We start from the raw sequence: 20,710 nt of genomic DNA on the forward strand, positions 1-20,710 counted from the left end.
ATTATCCCGATATGTCTCTCATTTAGAAGATTTTGCAAGTAAATTCTGCGTTTACATAATATTTCTTTTTATATGTGAGTTTTGAAATATAATTCAATCTAACGTGCTTCTCTGCGCCAACAAAGTATGATCAGGGTGATTGCCATGATTACGCCAAACCACCCATTGATTAGATTTCTGTAGATAACGCCTGTAATTTTGTATGAGTCATTTTTCACAAAGCTGATCCAACTTTTTCCAGCATATTTGCGGCTAGCATTTTTGTAATGGATGTCAGGTAATCCATCCTCAATGAACCGATAACTACCGTTGGTGCTTTGTGTAAGGGGTTCAATATGTGCAGTGGTTGCATTCAGCGCTTGCCACTCTTTGTTTTGTCCTACGTTTTCTGTCGCCAAAACGGTACGATTTCCATTGCTAACCTGATGTAGACCGATAACTTCTAATTGTTTCTCACCAAGATATCGACCATTCCCAACATCACGTAATGGAAGCTGACTTGAGAGGCCATCTGGACCTTCGATCGTTACATTTGGGTGCTGTTGCTGTTCCAAGCTTCGCATTTCAATGAATAATTTATCGCCTCTTATTTGAGCTTTCAGGTCATTCTCTTCCAGCTCTGGTTCTTTCATGAGCCAATGGGACAGTCTTCGAATGAGTTCGGAATATGGGCCACCGCCTTCATAGCCTTTTGCCCAAAGCCATATTTGATCAGAAAACAGTTGCGCGACACGACCTTTTTCAACACGATTTAAGATAAGTAAGGGTTGCTCAGCAACACCATTCATCAGGACATTTCCTTCCTTAGCTTCCACACTTATTTGGCGTAACCAACGTCCCCAACGAATGTCATCATTCATTGCAATTACAGGGCCCATTGGTAAGCGTGCTGTTACCGGATGTCGGATACCTTCTTCAGTCACTGTGGGTTTGAAGGCTTCTTGGTGAACTTCCCCATCTGGCTCTCCTGGAAGAATATCTCCAAGGGACGTTCGATAAAGGCTATATGGGCTTGCATAGCTAGGGCCACCGATTTCAAGTAATGCGCCGCCTTCTTCGACATATGTGACGATGTTACGTAGATAGATAGATGGTAAAACGCCTCTACGTCGATATCTATCAAAGACAACCAGGTCAAATTCGTGAAGTTTAGTCTGAAAAAGTTCTCTAGTTGGAAAGGCGATCAATGATAATTCATGCACAGGTGTGTCATCTTGTTTTTCTGGTGGGCGTAGAATTGTGAAATGAACTAGATCTACAGAAGGATCGGATTTTAATAAGTTACGCCAAGTACGCTCCCCAGGATGAGGCACGCCAGATACTAATAAGACTTTTAGTCGATCCCGTACAGCATTGATAGAAATTGCAGTTTGGTTATTTCCTAAACTGATTTCATTCGGAATTTCTTCAACGTGAAGTGCTACATTTAATGGACCACGTCTTTCAAGTGGAATTCTTAGTTCTGTAAGTTGCCCGACAGTCGTTTCTACGCGGCGTGTTTTTTGTCCATCCGCACGTATTGTTAACAAGGCATTTTGTGGCGTAGAAGCGCCAACCTGATCAATTCTAAAACTAATCACAGCTTCCTCATCTACCATGCCGTAAGATGGAATATTAACCAAAGTTATTCGGCGATCGACCTCCTTCTTAGAACCTGTGACCAATACATGTAACGGCTTATTTTGAAATTTTCTTTGTGCTTTAAGTGTTTCTATTTCTTCAATGCTATCATGCGCTTGACCATCAGTGATTAAAACTGTTCCCGCATATTGTTCTTCAGGTATATCTGCAATGGCACGGCTTAATGCTTCTGTTATAAGTGTTTCTGATCGATTTTCCTCTATGCTTATCAAGTTGTTAAGTTTTAAGTTTCTTATTTCAAGTGAGGTATTCTGTGTTGTGATTACTTTCTGTAAGTAATCTAAGGCTTCCTGTGTCTGATTGGTGCGATCATTAACCCGTTGTGACGGACTATCATCAATTAGTAGTAAGGCAATATCAGGTTGGGCTTCTTTTTCTTTCTCGACCCATACAGGATTGGCGAGCGTAAGCAGTAAAAACACTGCTACGAAAAGTCGTAACAAACTACCTTTAATTTTGTTAAAGAAGCTGTAAACAAAAAGAACTAAGGTGACGCTTAATCCTACCCATAGAAATGTTGTTGAAATATACGGATCCCATAAAATTGAACTTGCTGTATTGGGAGATGTCACAAAGCTTAACACACTATCCATAATCACCTCTATTGCCCAAGGCGTTCAAGTATAGCTGGGATATGTACCTGATCTTTTTTATAATTGCCGGTCAGCATATACATCATCAAATTTACCCCGAAACGATAAGCCATTTCCCTTTGACCTTCGCCACCCGGTGTAACTGGGAAACGAGGTCGGCCATATTCATCCATGGCCCAGGCGCCTGCCCAGTCATTTTGTCCAACCATTATACGGCTTACGCCATCAGCAGTACCTGCCTGAATGGGTTCAACCCAAAGATTTCCACCTTGCCAGCGTCCCGGGAAATCTTGAAGCAGATAGAAACTTTTTGTCAGTACATGATCTGTTTCAATCGGCACCAAAGCAGGAATATTAATACCATTCGTCAATCTTTGTAGATGTGACATCATGGTCGTATTTGAATGTTCGGGACTGCGTGAATCAAAAAGAATACTACCGCCGAACGATAAATAGTTATTTATATTATTGATTTCTGTTTGAGTAAGATTTCGTTGATCTTGCGTAATTGGCCAATAGATCAAAGGATAGAAGGCCAATTCGCTTTGTTTTAAGTCGATACCGACAGGGGTTGCAGCTTCTATCGCTGTGCGTTGATTAAGTATAAAAGCGAGCCCAGCTAAGCCTTCATGACTGGTTTTGTCGACCTTTGAGTTTCCTGTAAGGACATATGCTAAACCCGTACTCGTATCAAAGTTACTGCTTTGAGGTGTGATTAAAGATTGAACAATCATATCTTCAATCTGGGCTTCTTGAGCATGTGCTATATGTGGTATAAACCAACTCATTCCTGTAGTAAGAAAGGCAGCTAAAATAAAACGTTCAAATTGAGTTGAAAGACGAGGCAGTTGACCTCTTAATGCAAGGGAGCTAATCGCATCAAGAAGTAATAAAATCAATGCAAGACTCAATAAAACTGGCTTCAAATCTGTAGATTTAGCGATCTCTTTGCTCAACCTATGAAGAGCTTTCGTTTTTGGAATGTATAGTTGTAATGGTACAAGGCTTTGCACAAGATTTAAGGCTTGATTATACCCTTGTCCCCCATAGATACCTGGTGGAGTATGTCGCGTGACAGCAGGTGCCTCCTTTAAATCCAACGAATGAACATCTGATACAGGTGAGGTCAGTTGACCTTGCCCATTAACGATCCGTATTGGGTGATACGGTAAGGATGTATTGTTTAAATCATTCGCCTTTATATGATCTGGTAGAAAGGAGAGACGGGTTAAGCGTTCTAATACTTTTGGGAAAATGCCAGATAACGCTAAGTTGGACCATTCCGCATTTGCAGTTGTATGGAAGAGAATAAGCCAGCCTTTTCCTTGTTTTTTGCCGGAAATTAAACTGGTACCATCTTCAAGTTGTGCCCAGCTTGTCTTTTTCGAATCTGCGCTTGTTTGAGAAAGAACCTGTTGTTTGATGATAACATCATCCGGGACGCCAAGGCCTGCCAGTGGGCTTTCGTTATTAAAGTTTTTAAGATGTGCAGGTTTTTCCCATTGCAACATACCATTAAGAGCACGTCCTCCATGACGCAATGATATGGGAAGCAGCGGATCCGTTTCGGCATTATGGGCCAAATTCCTCCCCGCAAATCGGATCAAAACTCCACCTTGTTCTAACCAATTGGTTAGCTCAACTGTTTCATCCGCTGAGAGGGAAACCGCATCTGGCATCATTATCACACCAGTTCGTAACCTGAGTAGCATATGTAACGGGGCAACGCTGACTGATCCTAATTCTATACTGGCTTTATCGAGGTAATAACTTTCGGATAAAAGGGGAAGGTCGTTTGCGCCCTCCGGCTGTAAAATACCAATTTGTGTGTTTCTCCAGCGATCATCTAGCAGGAATATTGCACCTGCATGTGATTGCCCATCAATGGATATCTGGGCAATTTCGCCAATCAGGTTTTTAGGTAAATTAAGTGGAACTGACTTTTCAAATTCTCCTTGACCAAATTGGATAAGCTGTTGACCAAGTAAACGCCCATTTTGTGCTTTTATTGATAAAGTAATCTCACGGGCGATACTAATTGCATCATTCTGGGACAGGTTCTGTGTTCTTGTTCGTGTAATTAGGACCTCAATCCCAGAAGGTTCGGCTAAGCTATCTTTTGAGAGAGATAAAGTAACAGGTAAGTTATAACTTTGGGGTTGATAAAGATGTACCTCACCAATTTGAGTAAGTCGTTTTTCAAAATTCAATGTCTTAGAATCTTGAATGCCACTTTGTAACCAAACGATATCGGGTGAAATTTCAAAGTTTGTCTTTTTTAGCTGATTGAGTAAGGGCTGGTAATCCACAGTTATGGGGATAGATGAAAGCTGAGCCAGTTGATCTTTTGCTGTTTGTGGCGAAAGTGGGCCATGGAAGTTGAATTTTTTGTCGAGATCAGAAGACTGTGTTGAAGCAATATAAATTTCACGATTTTGACGAGATGCATCATCCAGAATAGTGTCGGCGATCTGCATAAGTTCGGACCAATTTTGCCCGCTCGTCCAGTCATTTTCGATGACAAGCACTACCGGCCCTTGTCCTGGAATGACTTTCTCTTGATAGATGCGTGGATGTGCAAAAGCAAATATGAGAGTCGCTAGTAATGTTAAGCGCAATGCAACCAGCCACCACGGGGCTTTATCTGAAGATTGATTTTGATTGAATATGCCTGTTAGGAGCATGATTGCGGGAAAGGCTATTTGTTTGGGCGGTGGCGGTGTTACACGGAGAAAAAACCAAAGTGCCGGTAATCCTAACAAACCCAGTAGTAACCAAGGTGCAGCAAAATTGATATGGAGTAGGTTCGAAAAGAGATCTGGGATCATAATCTTACCTCTCTGACCTTTGCTGTATGCTGGGGCCGGTCCATCATTTGATATAATGCCATCAAACAACTCTCGGCTGAGTTCTTCGTATTGTGGGACAACCATTGCCAATTGTTGTGATACGCCAGATTTTGTAGATAGGTAAAATGCGCCTTACGTTTTTCTTTGTAGTCTGGACGGATGGATTGTGTACGCCTAATTAAAATAGGTAACTCGTTTTTCAAACCGTTAAAACGTATGCGCCCTTTGAAAGGTAACGATTTTTCCGCAGGATCGAAGATACATAGGAAACTTACTTTTATTTTACGTTCCGCTAAAATACGAGTGCGTTTTTCAATAACTTCTGGACTATCCAGAAAGTCGCTAATGAGAAGAATATGGGCATTGGGCGGTAGTTTTTGTAAAAAACTGACGAAGGTATCTTCATCCTGATTAGCTTCCCGATTTTCAATGAGGGCATGTGCAAGTTTCTGAAGCATCATGCGTCCTTGTCCTGCAGTATCCATGTGCTGTAATAAACCAACCCTTTCGCCGGCTTGCAAAGCAAGATGCGCAACAGCTAAGGCCAGAATATCGGCACGTATCCCTTTTTTTATTTTTTTCTTATGGGAAGAATAGTTCATGGAGGGAGAGGAATCTCGCCAAATCCAGAGAGATTGAGCAGCCTCCCATTCTGTTTCACGTACATAAAGTGAATCCGAGCGAGCGGACCGGCGCCAATCAATTTTTTGTCGACTATCTTCCATATTAAATGGACGATATTGCCAGAAGCTTTCACCTGTACCTGCACGTCGTCGCCCATGTACGCCTTGTGCAACTGTAGTTGCAACGCGTTCCGCTGCAAGTAAAAGTGCAGGGAGGGATTTTGCGATATCTTGCGCGTCTGCTTGTAGATAGGTTAAATGATCTGAGTGTTCTTCAAAAACATGAAGCTTTTTCTGCTTTTTTAGGGACAGCCCAAGCAGAGATAATCTCTTTTTTTTCTTTTTGGTTTTTGATCCAATCATCAGATTAACTATATCTCTTTAACGGAACGGAATTAACAATTCATCAATAAGCTTATCCAAAGTGATATCAGCACTGTAAGCCGCAAATCCTAAAGCCATACGATGTCGTAAAATCGGTTTGGCTAGGGCAATGACATCGTCGATAGAAGGTGAAAGTCTTCCTTGTAAAACAGCGCGTGCACGCGCTGCTTGAATAAAGGCCTGACTTGCACGTGGTCCAGGTCCCCAGGCTACATGCTCTTTCACCAAGGAATGTGCACTTTGTTCCGGGCGACAAGATTGTACTAGTTCAAGTATGACTTCTATAACGCTTTCTCCAACCGGTATTTGTTTTACAAGTTTTTGAATGTCCATTAGATCTGCAGGTGTTAGAACCGCTTCAGGCTGCTTCATTTCGATACCGGTGGTGTTTAGAATAATTTCTCGCTCGGTTTCTTTATCAGGATACTCAATGGTGATTTCCATCAAAAAGCGATCAAGTTGAGCTTCAGGAAGTGGATAAGTACCTTCCTGTTCCAACGGGTTTTGGGTCGCTAAAACATGGAAAGGTTGAGGTAAGTCATGGTAATGACCTGCGATAGATACACGTCGTTCTTGCATTGCTTGAAGCAAGGCCGATTGCGTTCGCGGGCTTGCACGATTAATTTCATCAGCCATTAAAAGTTGACTGAAAATCGGTCCTTGCAGGAAACGAAAGCGACGACGACCGCTTTCATTTTCCTCTAAAACTTCTGACCCTAGAATATCGGCAGGCATTAAATCCGGTGTGAATTGTACACGTTTTTCTGAAAGACCCAAAACCTGCCCTAGAGTTTCAACCAGTAAAGTTTTTCCAAGGCCTGGCACCCCAATTAAAACCGCATGTCCGCTTGCAAGAACAGTAATTAAACTTTGTTCAACGACATTCTCTTGCCCGATGATGACCTGCGCAATTTCTGTGCGTATTTTCTGGATTTTAGTAGAAGCCTCAGCAAGAGATTGAGTGAGAGCTGTTTCCAGATCTTCGTTTAATGAATTGATTTCAAAAGTTTCATTTGTCGCGGACATGGATAAACCTTAAACTAGAGGTAAGATGTAAGACTTAGCATAACACTTTATGAGGTAAGTCTAACACATGCTTTTTATGCAGACTATAGAAACCGGATCACAGAATTATGAATGACCCATTAAAACAACTGGAATCTGGCATGAATGAGGCGGAAAAAGCCGCTAAGCAAAGCATCAAAGAACTGATGGAAAACGGACAAGGATTACGCGATTTTCCATGGCCGGATCAGATTTGCAATTATGATATGTTTATTGCGCGTAATGGGGATTGGTATCACGAAGGCGGACAAATTAAACGTCAGGCTTTATGCAAACTTTTTTCTACGATTTTGCAAAAGGATGATGAAGGCCAATTTTGGTTGGTTACGCCAGTTGAAAAAGGCAAAATTGAAGTTGAGGATGCACCTTTTGTTGCTGTTGAAATGATTGTTGAAGGGCAGGGAAAAGATCAAACTCTTTCTCTTCGAAGTAATTTAGATCATTGGGTAACGGTGGATAAAGAGCATCCATTGCGCATTGACGTTGATCTTGAAACCGATGAACCTGCACCTTACGTTTTAATAAGAGATGATCTTGAAGCCCTGATTGTACGAAGTGTGTTTTATGATCTTGTGGCATTGGCAGAAGAGATTGAACATGAAGGACAGGTAAAGTTAGGTATATGGTCTTCAGGTCATTTCTTTGAAATTGGTTCATTGGAAGAAGGTTAATGCATATAGCTGACGTTATCGCTGCTTTGGAGGCACATAGAATCAGGCAACCTGATGATACACGCAAACGGGGGGATGCGGATTTAAATCCGGGCATGAAACCTATGCGAGACCCATTGACGCCAGCTTCGGTTCTTGTACCATTGGTGCAAAGAGACGATGGAATAACAGTCCTTTTAACACAGCGTACGGATCATCTGCATGATCATGCCGGACAAATCAGTTTTCCGGGGGGACGAGCAGAAAAAGACGATTTAGATGCGATCGACACGGCGTTAAGAGAGACAGAAGAAGAAGTCGGACTTGATCGCCGACATGTGGAAACCATTGGGCAATTGGATCCGTATATTACGCGTACGGGATTTGACGTGACACCTGTGGTAGGGGTGGTAACACCTCCTTTTGAAACTGAATTGGATGACTTTGAGGTCGCCTCTATTTTTGAAGTCCCATTGACCTTTTTCTTGAACCGTGAGAACCACGTAAAACAAGCGTATGAATTTGAATCCATCCGTCGTCATTTTTACGTTCTACCTTATAAAGACTATCATATATGGGGTGCGACGGCGGGCATGTTAGTTAATCTGGTTGATATTCTGGAGGGAAAATGATCCGGATAATTTTGACAGTGGTATTACCACTTATCGCACCGACTTTAATTTATTTCTTTTTGGTTCGCTTGCGTGCCAAATGGAAAAAAGAAGATGAGACAGCGGAGCATATTCCAGCCTATCATGCATGGCCTTGGTTTCGTTTAATTGGTTTTGGTGGTGTCTTGTTGATCCTTACTTTTTTGGTGTTCGGTTTTCCAAATTATGATGGGTTCCACGGCAAGTATGTACCACCACATATGGAGAATGGTGAATTGGTACCTGGCCAATTTGTCAAAGAAACTGACGAGTAATGCTTTCAGATGCAACTCTTGTAACGACGAAGGTATCCATGAGGCCTAATTGGCTTGATGATCCAAATATTTTACGTCTGTTTCAGGTGTTGGAGGCTTCGGGTATTGAAGGGCGTTTTGTCGGCGGCTGTGTAAGAGATTTTCTGATTGGGCGTGAGGTAAACGATTTTGATATCGCTGTTGATCGTGATCCCGACTATGTAATGAAATCTCTCAAGGCAGCGGGTTTGAAGGTGATCCCTACAGGATTGTCTCATGGTACAATAACTGCAGTTTTAAATCATGTTCCCTATGAGTTAACTACTCTTCGTAAAGATGTAGAAACAGACGGACGGCATGCTGTTGTAGAATTCACCGATGACTGGCAAGAGGATGCGGCTCGCCGGGATTTTACGATGAATGCGCTGTATATGGATATTGGCGGAAATCTGTATGATTATTTCGGTGGATGGGATGATTTAAAAGACGGGCATGTGCGATTTGTCGGTGATCCACGTCTACGTATGACAGAAGATGCATTGCGTTTATTACGTTATTTTCGTTTTTCTGCACGCTATGAACGTCAAGGATTTGACCAGAATGTTCTAGCGATATGTGAAGAGTTCGTAAGTCATCTTCCGCGTTTAGCCACCGAACGCATCTGGCAGGAATGGTCTAAGTTACTCACCATTTCAAAAATTTCATCCACTCTATCTGCGATGAACCAAATTGGTATGTTTGATCAGATATATAGGCAGATGCCCGTTAGGGTCATTGATCAAGATATTTTTTGCATGGATGAATTAAATGCGAAAAATCCATTACAACGATTAGCATTGCTGCATGCCCATCTTGATCAAAAAGAAGCAAGACAACTTGCAAATACTTTACGTTTTTCTAATGCAGAAAAGAATTACTTTATTGGCCTTTATACACCACGTGAGGTTTTTAAGGATTTATCCGATAAAATTTTCTATGACACTTATAATAAGATCGGTCCTGACTTAGCGAAGGATATTGCCCAACTAGGCCAAATTCGTGATGAAGTTGGGAACTGGGATACGTTACGTCTTTTTGCCGAGAAAATGGGGCAACCTGAATTCCCATTGCTGGGTCGAGACGTCATAAATATGGGGGTTGAAGCAGGTCCCGAAGTGGGGCAAATTCTTAAACAAGTGGAAGATGAATGGATTGGCAGCGGTTTTCAAATGGATCGCGAAACCTGTTTGTCCAGATTAGAGAAAATCGCGAAGAAGGAATAATCATTATGCGCGTCGATCAACCAGTTGCTATACAACTTGCCGATTACACGGCGCCTGCTTTTTCGGTGTCGCGGGTCGAACTTGAATTTGATTTGGAGCCTGAATTCACACTGGTCACAGCAACTCAATATCTAAAACGTTGCGATGGTGGGAATGATGATTTGGTTCTACATGGGGAAGAATTAGGATTGAATTCCATTCGTGTGAATGGCCGCGAGTTACGTGAAGATCAATTTACGTTGACGGATGAACTTCTGACATTATCCGATTTGCCTGACGAATTTACGCTGACGATTCAGAATACAATCAATCCAGCTGCCAATACACGCCTTGAAGGTCTATATCGTTCCAGCACGATGTATTGCACACAATGTGAAGCGGAAGGTTTTCGCCGGATCACCTATTTTATGGACCGACCGGATGTGATGACCACCTATAAGGTGACAATCCGTGCTGATAAAGAGACTAACCCGGTATTACTTTCTAATGGTAACAATATTGAAAATGGTGATTTAGAAGGCGGGCGTCATTACGCAATTTGGGAAGACCCGCATGCAAAGCCAAGTTATCTATTTGCACTGGTAGCAGGTGATTTAGCGAAAGTAGAAGATAATTTTACCACTAAGTCAGGCCAGGATGTGACATTGCGTATCTTTGTGGAACATGGAAATGAGACACGCTGTGATTATGCGATGGATAGTCTGAAACGATCCATGCGCTGGGATGAAACGCGATTTGATCTGGAATATGATCTGAATATTTTTAATATTGTGGCTGTATCCGATTTCAATATGGGTGCGATGGAAAATAAAAGCCTGAATGTGTTTAATGATAAATATATTCTGGCAGATGAAAAAACGGGAACAGATACAGATTTCGATCTCATCGAAGGTATTGTTGCCCATGAATATTTTCATAACTGGACGGGGAACCGTGTTACTTGTCGTGATTGGTTCCAGTTGAGTTTAAAAGAAGGTTTAACTGTTTTCAGGGATCAGGAGTTTTCTGGTGATCAACGCAGCCATGCCGTGAAGCGCATTGAAGATGTGCGCATGTTACGCGCCCGTCAATTCCCGGAAGATGCAGGGCCTTTATCCCATCCTGTACGCCCGGAAAGCTATATTGAAATTAATAATTTCTATACAGCGACGGTTTATGAAAAGGGCGCAGAAGTTATCCGCATGATGCATACTTTGTTGGGGGAAGAGAACTTCCAAAAAGGTATGAAGCTGTATTTTGAACGTCATGATGGGCAAGCAGTTACATGTGATGATTTCGCAGCTGCCATGCAAGATGCCAGTGGGGTGGACTTAGCACATTTTAAATTATGGTATAGTCAATCCGGTACACCAAATGTGGATGTGATGTCTGCGGAGTATGATCAGGAAACGCAACGTTTTAGTTTGACCTTGCGACAAGAAACAAAGCCAACAGCAGGGCAGGCGACTAAGCAGGCGCTGCATATCCCTTTACGTGTTGGTCTTTTAGGTGAGGCCGGTGAAGATCAGAAATGCTACTTTGATGGCGTTGAAGCAAGTGAACATCTTTTGCATTTAAAAGAAGAAGAACAAACATTTGTATTTGAAAATGTTGTGACGAAGCCTGTGCTTTCTCTAAATCGAGGTTTCACTGCACCTGTCCATTTGAAAACGGGTCAGAGCCAAGCTGAAATGGCGTTTTTGATGGGGAATGATCATGACAGCTTTAATCGCTGGGAAGCTGGTCAACAATATGCAGCAGAATTATTAACCAAGATGGTTGCTGAATATCAGGCTGGAAAGGATTTCAGCATTGATAACGATTTTGTTGCCGCAATGGGACATATTGCCAGAAATGAAGATTTGGAACCTGCCTTTAAGGCCTGTGCATTGAAACTACCTTCTGAAGAATTCGTATCTGAACAGATGGATATGATAGATGTAGATGCCATCCATGCGGCGCGTGAAGCCCTACGCGTTGCTGTCGCAACAGCGCATAGATCTGTCTTTGAAGAAATTTATGATCATTCCACCGTTCACGGTGCATTTGAACCAACAGCTGAACAAGCTGGATTACGGGACCTTCGCAATACAGCTTTGGCTTATATGGCTGCTGCGGATGCTAATAAAGCACCCGCATTACTCAAGGCTCACTATGAGGCGGCTGACAATATGACAGACGCAGTCGCAGGTATGCGATTGATCACCGATTATCCGGGGGAAATGAAGAAGACTGTTTTTGATCATTTCCATGATATCTGGAAAGATAATGCGATTGTAATGGACAAATGGCTAGGTGCACAAGCGATCTCCTCACATCCTGATGTGTTATCTGACGTAAAAGCTTTAATGGATCATCCAGTCTTTAATTTTAATAATCCAAATCGCCTACGTGCTCTAATCGGATCATTCTGTATTGGCAATATGGTTCGCTTCCATACTGCCGACGGGGCCGGATACGACTTCTTAGCTGATATTATTATTCGTTTGGATAAGATGAATCCGCAAGTGTCTGCGCGATTAGCTGGGCCATTAGGGCAGTGGAAACGTTTTGATGAGGGCCGTCAGATAAAAATGAAATCTGCCCTACAACGTGTTGCGGATGTAGATGGTCTGAGCCGGGATGTCTTTGAGGTAGTAAACAAGTCACTCGTCTAAAATTCCGATCCGATCACAAAATTGTTAGGTAATGTTTAAGGGATTTTTTGGATCATATGCCTTACATGATAGATATCAGAATGAAAAAGGTGACGTATGACCGAAACAATGAAATTTGATATTTGTGTGATTGGCGCCGGATCCGGTGGTTTGTCTGTCGCTGCAGGTGCTGTGCAGATGGGTGCTTCTGTTGCTTTGATTGAAAAAGGCAAGATGGGCGGCGATTGCTTAAATTATGGATGCGTGCCATCAAAAGCTTTGCTTGCTGCCTCTCACGCAGCGCAATCACATAAGCATGCCGCAAATTTCGGTGTTACATATGACGATCCCAAGATTGATATGTCGGCAGTGCGTGGTCATGTTGACTCGGTTATTAAGACCATTGAACCCCATGATTCCGTGGAACGTTTTGAAGGTCTAGGTGTCAAAGTCTATCAAGGAGTGGGCAAATTTGTCGGGCCGCGTAAAGTGGAAGTGAATGATACCATCATCCAGGCAAAATATATTGTTGTTTCAACTGGATCATCCGCTTTTGTGCCACCAATTTCAGGTGTTGAAGACACGCCATATTTCACCAATGAAACCATTTTCTTTAACGAAGAGAAAATAGATCATCTGGTGGTGATTGGTGGTGGTCCCATTGGCGCGGAAATGGCGCAAGCGCATGCGCAACTTGGGATCAAGGTTTCGGTCGTGGATGCATTAACTATTCTGAACAAAGATGATGAACAAGCTGTTCAAGTCGTACGTGAGCAATTGGTTGCGGATGGCATTGATCTCTATGAAGGAACATCTGTGCAATCTGTTACAAAAACCGCAACAGGTGTTGAAGTTCAAATTGAGAAAAACGATGAGCAATCCGTTATAAAAGGCAGCCATATTTTGATGGCGGTTGGGCGTGCGCCCAACGTGCACGGTTTGGATTTGGAAAAAGCAAATATCAAGTTCTCACCACGTGGGATTGAAGTGGATGAACGCCTACGCACTAGTAATAAACGTGTCTTTGCCATTGGCGATGTTACAGGTGGATATCAATTTACGCATATGGCTGGATATGACGCCGGTATCGTTATTAGAAATGCGCTTTTCAAAATGCCTGCAAAAGTGAGCCATTCAGCAGTGCCTTGGGTAACTTATACATCCCCTGAAATTGCGCAAGTGGGTGTGAATGAGTTAACGGTCAAAGAAAAATATGTCGATAATTACGATATGTTGGAATGGCATTTTAAAGAAAATGACCGTGCGCAGGCGGAAGGTAAAACAACAGGTTTTGCAAAAGCTTTTGTTGACAAAAAAGGTAAAATCCTCGGCTGCACCATTGTCGGTGATGGCGCTGGGGAATTAATTGCCCCGTGGTGTTTAGCGATTTCAAAAGGATTAAAGATCGGGGATGTTGCGGGAATGATTTTGCCTTATCCAACACGTTCTGAAATCTCCAAGAGAGTGGCAGGAAGTTATTATACACCCAAGCTTTTCTCTGATCGTGTGCGTAAGATCGTTTCCTTCCTGATGAAATTTTCCTAATTGGCACTTCTAAATGGCATCAAAATTGCTTTCTTAATCTCAGTAAGAGTTTCTTAGAGATTTAAGGAGGCAAAAAATGAAACTAGGACATATTTTTAATGCGCTTGGTTGGACTCGTGAAGAGGCGCTAAGCCGCACAACACAAGAGCCTTATTTGTTGACACCTTCTCGCGAACGTGTTTCTGCATCCTCCGTAAAACGGTCTGCGCCTCGGCATTATTTGCCTGACGGGTTTGAAACATCGGTAAAAATTGATACTCAAGCCGTATTTCGTTTAGCCAATCGCAAATTTGACCCACGTAACATGACACGTGATGATAATCGTCGCTTAGCGGCATTATTGTTGGATGCTGGTGCGATCAATCGTCGTGATCATCGTATTTTGACAGATGGCCCGGTAAAACGTTCCGGTGCGCTGGAAGAAGATAAAATTACCTTGGATATGATTTCTGCATGGCAAGGTAAATTACATAAAGATATGGCGGCTCATGACTTTCAATCTGTAGATCAAGGAAGCCGTGCTTTAACGATCCTTGGTCGCGTGGAAGCTGCCGGGGAAGTTGCTTAATTTACAGTAATTCCAAAACAAAGAGCTCTCTCTGTAATGAGTTATATCGTGGTGGGTTTTGCCTTTACCTTCGTAAGATATAGTTTGTTACTCTTGCCAAAGAAAAGCCCATGATTTTGTATCATGGGCTTTTCTATTTATTTAGTGAGTGTATTTGGTAATTAATTCAGAAAGAAGTTTCTGGTTTTCTGGTTTAATCAAGGTGCTGTCTAAACGTTGTAAAAGGTCATTTGTCCAGATCTTGGAAGGGTTTAATCCTATGAAGAAAGGATTTTCATTGAAGCAACCCACATTTTTAACCTTGGCGTGACCAGCATGGTTTTTCAGGTGCCATGCAATGACTTGTTCGTTACTCAAAAAGGCATCTATTCTATGTCGTTCTAAAAAAGTAAACAGGATATCTAATCCATTTCGATCCGAAACTCTTTCAATAAATGCTGCATTAAGACTATTGGCGGCAAATCTATCGAAAACAGGATCATAGCCGTAACCATTAATAATCCCAACTTTTCTTGCTTGTAAGTTATACAATAGCTCTTTCTCTGTATCTGCGGGCTTAAACTGCCATTTTGTATCGTCATTGGTAAACATGCAGATTTGATATGTCATTGTTGGCACATTGGTAAAGGCAAGGTCGGGCGCTTCTTCAAAGACAGCAGCAAGCAATCCATCAATTTCCTGCCCCTCATTGGCACGTCTAACGGCATGCGACCATGGTAAATTTTTAACGATAAGTTTAATTTCAAGCTGTTCGAAAATGGAAGTTAAGTATTCTACAATTAGACCATCTGTGATTTGATCCGTGGATGAGGGATCTTTCAGGCAAGTATAAGGACACCATTCTGTTGTTGATAAAGTAATTTCCTTTGGCAAATCACTTGCAGATACCTTTGATAGATTAAAACTGACACCAACGATAAAAAATAAGAGGCAAAGAGCCTTAAGCCTAAACATTCTTTTCCCCAGAGAGCTTATATTACATCCACTATACATTCATGGCGGATCAGAGCAATATTTGTCAGAATTAATTGCCCATAGGTAACTTTATAATAAAGCGTGCGCCTTTGGGACTGCCGTCAGGATTATGTCGGTTTTCCGCATAAATGCGACCATGATGTGCATCGATGATTTGTTTGGAAATTGCTAAACCAAGACCAGAATGTTTGCCAAATGCTTCCCCCTCTGGTCTTTCAGAATAGAAGCGGTCAAAAATAGCATCCAGTTTATTTTCTGGAATACCGGGGCCCTCGTCCTCAACCGTAATCATGATTTGTTTTTCAACATTCTCTAGGCGAACAGAAATGCGACCATTATCAGGCGAAAATGTTTCCGCATTACCAAACAAGTTACGGAAAACTTGGACAAGCCGTCCTTCTATTCCTTGGATCATAAACGGACCATTTCCTAGGCAATCCAAGTGGATCTGAGGACGGTTGCGATCCTCAGCCATCGTATTATGCATATCTACTAACGTATCCAGCATTTCTGCCATATTAACAGGTGTTGCATCCGTCCTTGATAATTCGGCATCGAGACGAGAAGCATCAGAAATATCTGTGATTAAACGATCAAGACGCGTTACATCATCTTCAATGATCTTGAGTAATTTTTTCTTTTGTTCTTCATCTTTCGCGAAGGACAAAGTTTCCACAGCACTTCTTAGTGAAGTTAAAGGATTTTTAATCTCATGGGATACATCTGCAGCAAAGCTTTCAATGGCTGAAAGCCTTTTCCGTAATGCATCGGTCATTTCTCTCAAAACACCTGATAACTCACCAATCGCATCTCGACGAGAGGTGAAGTCTGGAATGATATCATCTTGTCGGCCCACATTTTCGCGAATGCGTTCAGCTGCATGGGCTAGTCGTTGGATCGGACTCACAATACTAGCGGCTAGATAAAGCGATAAACTGATTGTTAAGACAAAAGCGAGTCCGGATAGAATTAGTAGATTAAGGCGAATTTCCCGCATGGCAGCATCAATTTTTGCCCCACCTTTTGAAAGCATTAATGCGCCCGCAATTTGATAATATCGTTGAACTGGGAAAGCGACCGAAAGAACCAGGTTGCCATTGGATTTCTGCCTGACGACACCTGTTATACCACCACGCAGCGCATTTTGGGCTTCCGGAAAATCGCTGGCAACTGGAATGGCGTTATTCTGATATAGAGGAAGATCATGACGGGATGTGATTTCCGTTAAATTTTCCATCATTTCTAACAGTGGTTCTAGGATCTGTTCTGCAGTTGAATCATGTTCAGGCAAATCCTCTACCTCAACAATTTGATTGATTCCACCTAATCTTTCGCTATCTGCAGCTAGTTTTCCATCATTTAAAAACAAGCGGGCATGCACACGGCCTGGAACAGATAAGCGATGAATGATATGGCGCGCAGGGACGAGATTTAAAATTTCTTGTCCTGTGTTCAGGCGGGTAATTGCAGCTTCACCTAATGCACCGGAAAAAATCTCACCCTGTGTTCGTAAGGCTTCTAATTCTTGCTGGATTAATTGATCTTTATAAACGCCCTGATAAAGAAGTCCTGCAACAGGGATAGCGAGTGTCAGCATATTGATCGCAAGAATCTTGCGTGCTAAAGGCGTTAAAAAGCGCGACTTCTTTACCGTCGGGCTTTTTTCTGGTTTTAACGTTTTATTTGGCGCCTTAGCGGGGTCAGCTTTTAACATATTGCTCGTATAATGAAGTGGGTTTAGGCTGGTTCTTTATAACGATAACCCACCCCGTAGAGGGTTTCAATTTCATTAAATTCATTATCGATGTCACGGAATTTTTTACGCAGACGCTTGATATGACTATCAATTGTACGATCATCAACATAGATGTTCTCGCCATAAGCAGAATCCATCAATTGATCACGGTTTTTGACATGCCCCGGGCGTTGTGCCAATGTTTTGATTAACAAAAACTCTGTTACAGTTAAATTTACAACCTTACCGTTCCAGCTGCAAATATGACGGTCAGAATCTAAGACAAGTTTGCCGCGAGTCATAACACCACCAGCTGAATTATCACCGCCACTGGTTTCTAATTCTTTACGACGCAAAAGCGCACGAATGCGTTCAATCAAAAGACGCTGAGAGAAAGGTTTCTTGATATAATCATCTGCCCCCATACGTAACCCAAGAAGTTCGTCGACTTCGTCATCTTTAGAAGTCAGAAAGATAACCGGCATGGTGTTAGTTTTACGCAAACGTTGCAATAATTCCATACCATCCATGCGTGGCATCTTAATGTCGAGAACCGCCAGGTCAGGATTTCCTGTGTTGATTCCAGCAAGAGCGGTTTCTCCGTCATTATAGGTCACAACTTCAAAGCCTTCTGATTCTAAGGCAATGGAAACAGAGGTCAGGATATTTCGGTCATCGTCAACAAGTGCAATCTTATGGCTCATTTTTTGTCTGGCTTATGCCAGCCCCTCATTCAACTTTGGTGATTACATAACATAATGGAATTTCTAGTATGCTACAATCAATTCGAATTAAGGCACAATTGGGGCATCAATAGGAAATCACCGTGGCAAAAGCGATTTATTATTACGATTTCGTGACTTGCAATTATTTGGATAGCTGCCTATTTCTATCGCAGATGATATCCGATAATGCGGATGTAACGGTTTAAAGGATTAGTAATTATGAAACGCTTGATTCTGTCGCCCGCCTTTATGGCGATTTTCGCTGTGGCTGCGGCTGCGTTGATTGCAACCTATTTATATCTCTATCAAACGCAACAAAAGAGCAGTAATTCCTCTTTGGCGATGGGGCAGGTGGAGTTAGGTGGTCCATTTAATTTGATTGATGAAACTGGAAAGCCGGTAACAGAGAAAGATTTCGCTGGCAAATATATGCTGATCTATTTTGGTTTCACCTATTGTCCTGATGTTTGTCCGACTGACCTTGCTGTCATGGGAGAGGCAATGGCGATGATGGAAGATGAAGATAATGACAAAGCGAGCAAAATAACGCCAATTTTCGTTACTATTGATCCTGAACGTGATGTGCCTCAAGCCATTGCAGAATATACAGATCATTTTCATGAACGTATGGTTGGTTTAACAGGTGATTTACCTGAAATAGCGAAAACAGCAAAAGCTTATCGTGTTTATTTTAATAAAGAGGAACCAGATGAAGATGGTGATTATGTAATGAGCCATTCCGCTTTTACATATCTGATGGATCCTAATGGTGATTTTGTAACCATGTTCAAGCATGACAGTAAGCCAGAACAAATGGCCAAAGATGTTTTGGCTTTGGTTAAGTAATCTATTTCAGTAACTATTATTCCAAGTATTGAACACCATTCTGTCGTAATGTGGCAGGATGGTGTTTTTGGTAGATCCTGTTAACAGTCCCATCTTGATGGATGGTGAGAAGATGTTGGGAAAGTTCTTCCATGACCCGTTTTTTATCTGGGATTTCCGCCTTCTTGGAAATAACCAGATAGGCTTCCTTTGGCATTTGAATGGGGTTGGGTAGGTCAACAATATGGTCCAAATCTGGGTTTAAGCCTTTGTTGAACAATATTTCATGATAATTTCCAATCAGCACATCTACTTTACGATTTGCTAAAACGGCTAAAGCTTCGCCTGTATAGGGAATGCGTAATACTTTCACTTTGCCTGCTTTGATGGCGCGCTCCAATGGGGAATTGATATAATATCCAAGATTTAGGACAACGCTTTTCCCATAAAGATCACTGACATCCTGATAGATAAACTCTTCGCCAGTTCGAACAAATAATTTGTATGTGCTGTAATGGATGGCTGGCTCAATGAAATGGGCATAACTCGCCCTTTTTTGATTATGGAAGAGCGAAAACATCCCATCCACTTCACCGATTTCAGTTTTCTTAAGGGCGCGTTTCCAGGGTAGGGTCACATAGGTGAATTTGACGCCTGACCTTCTGCTTAACTCGTCCAGAATATCGATGTCGATACCTGTAAGTTGTTCGTCTATCAAATAGGTATAAGGTGGAAAATTGCCAATTGTTGCAATTTCAAGGGGTTCAGCAGAATAAGCACTTTCAATCCATAAGAATTGAAGTGAAAATAAAAGGGAGATACATTTTCCTAAATTCGCCAATCTTCGCCGCACATTATACCCCTTATATAATTTGCAAGAGGTCTATGAGACTGCGAAATGAAAAATTTGTCAATATGAGTAGTAGGAAATTCTAATATTCCCTCAAAGGTTATTGGTCGTCATCGCCACCAAAAATGACTTCAGGACTTGGTAAGGCAAGCCAAATACGAATGAGTTCCGAGATGGATTGTGCAAGGAAAAGAATAAGTTCTGTTCCTTGGCCAGGGTCAAATCTTTCAGGATCGCCGCTACCAAATGCCAATAAAGCAGGGGGAACTTCCGGAGAAATTTCCAAACGCACTAAAACTTCAGATTTCACCACCTCAAATTTTTCAACATATACATTAGGATCTGGCATGGTGTTATCGCGTAACGCGATAACCTGTCCATCTGGTAATAAATAATCGATTAGAGTCGTCGGAATGACGCGTAAGCCATCGATGGGTGGCATGGTCATATCATCATTCTCAACACATAAAGCGACGCAATCCAGTTCCAGAATTTTCGGCAAATCGCGGCTGATTACTTCTAATAATTCTTCAAAAGATTCTGTAGACATCAATTGCAAGACACATTCATGTATCTGTGTGGTGCTCGCAAGATTATCGCGGCTGTTCACGATCATGACATTGGCGAGATCTTCTGTGCGTTCTACTTGATCACGCAATCGATGAATCATTGTTTGCTGGAGGTCGCTTACCCCTTCACCCATTTCGCGGGAAGGTGGTTGCAAAATGCCAAGTAAATCAGGAAAGTCAGATAGAAAATCCGGATGATCCCGTAAATAGTCAGCAACTATTTCCGCAGTCAGGTTTTCATTTGCAGCGCGAATGGTATGTTCTGCCATTTGAAAATCTCTCCAACATCAAAGAAATAAGGCAGACAAGAAATATGCTTGCCTGCCCTAAAA

The 20,710-nt window shown here is 42.1% G+C and carries 17 protein-coding genes; 8 read left to right on the forward strand and 9 right to left on the reverse strand.

Annotation, left to right across the window (positions count from 1 at the left end; translation table 11 throughout):
- Nucleotides 1-98: 98 nt before the first annotated feature.
- From ACOQOA_RS12760 to ACOQOA_RS12775, 4 genes are read right to left on the reverse strand one after another with little or no spacing between them, the layout of a single operon-like run.
- Entirely contained in the window at nucleotides 99-2,234 is a 2,136-nt protein-coding gene (locus tag ACOQOA_RS12760; RefSeq protein WP_420549004.1) for a hypothetical protein, read from the reverse strand.
- Nucleotides 2,235-2,242: 8 nt separating this feature from the next.
- Nucleotides 2,243-5,062 (reverse strand): DUF4159 domain-containing protein, encoded by a 2,820-nt coding sequence (locus tag ACOQOA_RS12765; protein WP_420549005.1) that lies wholly within the window; start codon nucleotides 5,060-5,062, stop codon nucleotides 2,243-2,245.
- Complete coding sequence (locus ACOQOA_RS12770; RefSeq protein ID WP_420549006.1) at nucleotides 5,059-6,069, reverse strand: DUF58 domain-containing protein; 1,011 nt, start codon at nucleotides 6,067-6,069, stop codon at nucleotides 5,059-5,061. The genes ACOQOA_RS12765 and ACOQOA_RS12770 overlap by 4 nt, the downstream gene beginning before the upstream one ends.
- An 18-nt stretch (nucleotides 6,070-6,087) precedes the next feature.
- Nucleotides 6,088-7,116 carry an AAA family ATPase gene (locus ACOQOA_RS12775; protein ID WP_420549007.1) on the reverse strand — a complete coding sequence of 343 codons (1,029 nt, stop codon included), beginning with the start codon at nucleotides 7,114-7,116 and terminating at the stop codon, nucleotides 6,088-6,090.
- Between the two features lie 107 nt (nucleotides 7,117-7,223).
- On the opposite strand from ACOQOA_RS12775, the gene ACOQOA_RS12780 reads away from it, so the two are divergent.
- The 7 genes from ACOQOA_RS12780 to ACOQOA_RS12810 all read left to right on the forward strand — a co-directional run bounded on the left by ACOQOA_RS12780 (nucleotide 7,224) and on the right by ACOQOA_RS12810 (nucleotide 14,699).
- Entirely contained in the window at nucleotides 7,224-7,826 is a 603-nt protein-coding gene (locus tag ACOQOA_RS12780) for a DUF1285 domain-containing protein (RefSeq protein ID WP_420549008.1), read from the forward strand.
- Entirely contained in the window at nucleotides 7,826-8,437 is a 612-nt protein-coding gene (locus ACOQOA_RS12785) for a CoA pyrophosphatase (RefSeq protein ID WP_420549009.1), read from the forward strand. The genes ACOQOA_RS12780 and ACOQOA_RS12785 overlap by 1 nt, the downstream gene beginning before the upstream one ends.
- Nucleotides 8,434-8,730, forward strand: coding sequence for a hypothetical protein (locus ACOQOA_RS12790; RefSeq protein ID WP_420549010.1), 297 nt, complete (start codon nucleotides 8,434-8,436; stop codon nucleotides 8,728-8,730). The genes ACOQOA_RS12785 and ACOQOA_RS12790 overlap by 4 nt, the downstream gene beginning before the upstream one ends.
- Complete coding sequence (locus ACOQOA_RS12795; RefSeq protein ID WP_420549011.1) at nucleotides 8,730-9,971, forward strand: CCA tRNA nucleotidyltransferase; 1,242 nt, start codon at nucleotides 8,730-8,732, stop codon at nucleotides 9,969-9,971. The genes ACOQOA_RS12790 and ACOQOA_RS12795 overlap by 1 nt, the downstream gene beginning before the upstream one ends.
- A gap of 5 nt (nucleotides 9,972-9,976) precedes the next feature.
- Nucleotides 9,977-12,607, forward strand: coding sequence for an aminopeptidase N (gene pepN / locus ACOQOA_RS12800; RefSeq protein WP_420549012.1), 2,631 nt, complete (start codon nucleotides 9,977-9,979; stop codon nucleotides 12,605-12,607).
- A gap of 96 nt (nucleotides 12,608-12,703) precedes the next feature.
- Nucleotides 12,704-14,131, forward strand: coding sequence for a dihydrolipoyl dehydrogenase family protein (locus tag ACOQOA_RS12805; protein WP_420549013.1), 1,428 nt, complete (start codon nucleotides 12,704-12,706; stop codon nucleotides 14,129-14,131).
- A gap of 76 nt (nucleotides 14,132-14,207) precedes the next feature.
- Nucleotides 14,208-14,699 carry a hypothetical protein gene (locus tag ACOQOA_RS12810; RefSeq protein WP_155155152.1) on the forward strand — a complete coding sequence of 164 codons (492 nt, stop codon included), beginning with the start codon at nucleotides 14,208-14,210 and terminating at the stop codon, nucleotides 14,697-14,699.
- Nucleotides 14,700-14,840: 141 nt separating this feature from the next.
- Here the strand turns inward: ACOQOA_RS12810 and ACOQOA_RS12815 are convergent, their stop codons facing one another.
- From ACOQOA_RS12815 to ACOQOA_RS12825, 3 genes are all read right to left on the reverse strand, one after another.
- Nucleotides 14,841-15,653, reverse strand: a complete 813-nt coding sequence (locus ACOQOA_RS12815) for a substrate-binding periplasmic protein (protein ID WP_420549014.1) — start codon at nucleotides 15,651-15,653, stop codon at nucleotides 14,841-14,843.
- 70 nt (nucleotides 15,654-15,723) lie between these two features.
- Nucleotides 15,724-17,388 (reverse strand): stimulus-sensing domain-containing protein, encoded by a 1,665-nt coding sequence (locus tag ACOQOA_RS12820; protein ID WP_420549015.1) that lies wholly within the window; start codon nucleotides 17,386-17,388, stop codon nucleotides 15,724-15,726.
- Nucleotides 17,389-17,411: 23 nt separating this feature from the next.
- Nucleotides 17,412-18,113, reverse strand: coding sequence for a response regulator transcription factor (locus ACOQOA_RS12825; RefSeq protein ID WP_420549016.1), 702 nt, complete (start codon nucleotides 18,111-18,113; stop codon nucleotides 17,412-17,414).
- A 240-nt stretch (nucleotides 18,114-18,353) separates the two neighbouring features.
- Here ACOQOA_RS12825 and ACOQOA_RS12830 point away from each other — a divergent pair, with 240 nt between their 5' ends.
- Entirely contained in the window at nucleotides 18,354-18,980 is a 627-nt protein-coding gene (locus ACOQOA_RS12830; RefSeq protein ID WP_420549017.1) for an SCO family protein, read from the forward strand.
- Between the two features lie 16 nt (nucleotides 18,981-18,996).
- Here ACOQOA_RS12830 and ACOQOA_RS12835 read toward each other — a convergent pair whose 3' ends face one another.
- Nucleotides 18,997-19,812 carry a substrate-binding periplasmic protein gene (locus ACOQOA_RS12835; protein ID WP_420549018.1) on the reverse strand — a complete coding sequence of 272 codons (816 nt, stop codon included), beginning with the start codon at nucleotides 19,810-19,812 and terminating at the stop codon, nucleotides 18,997-18,999.
- A 97-nt stretch (nucleotides 19,813-19,909) separates the two neighbouring features.
- A complete protein-coding gene (locus ACOQOA_RS12840; RefSeq protein WP_420549019.1) occupies nucleotides 19,910-20,647 on the reverse strand; it encodes a DUF484 family protein in 738 nt (245 codons plus the stop codon).
- Between the last annotated feature and the right edge of the window lie 63 nt (nucleotides 20,648-20,710).

Origin of the sequence: Curvivirga sp., from assembly GCF_965219885.1 — a bacterium.
GTDB lineage: Bacteria > Pseudomonadota > Alphaproteobacteria > UBA8366 > Aestuariispiraceae > Curvivirga.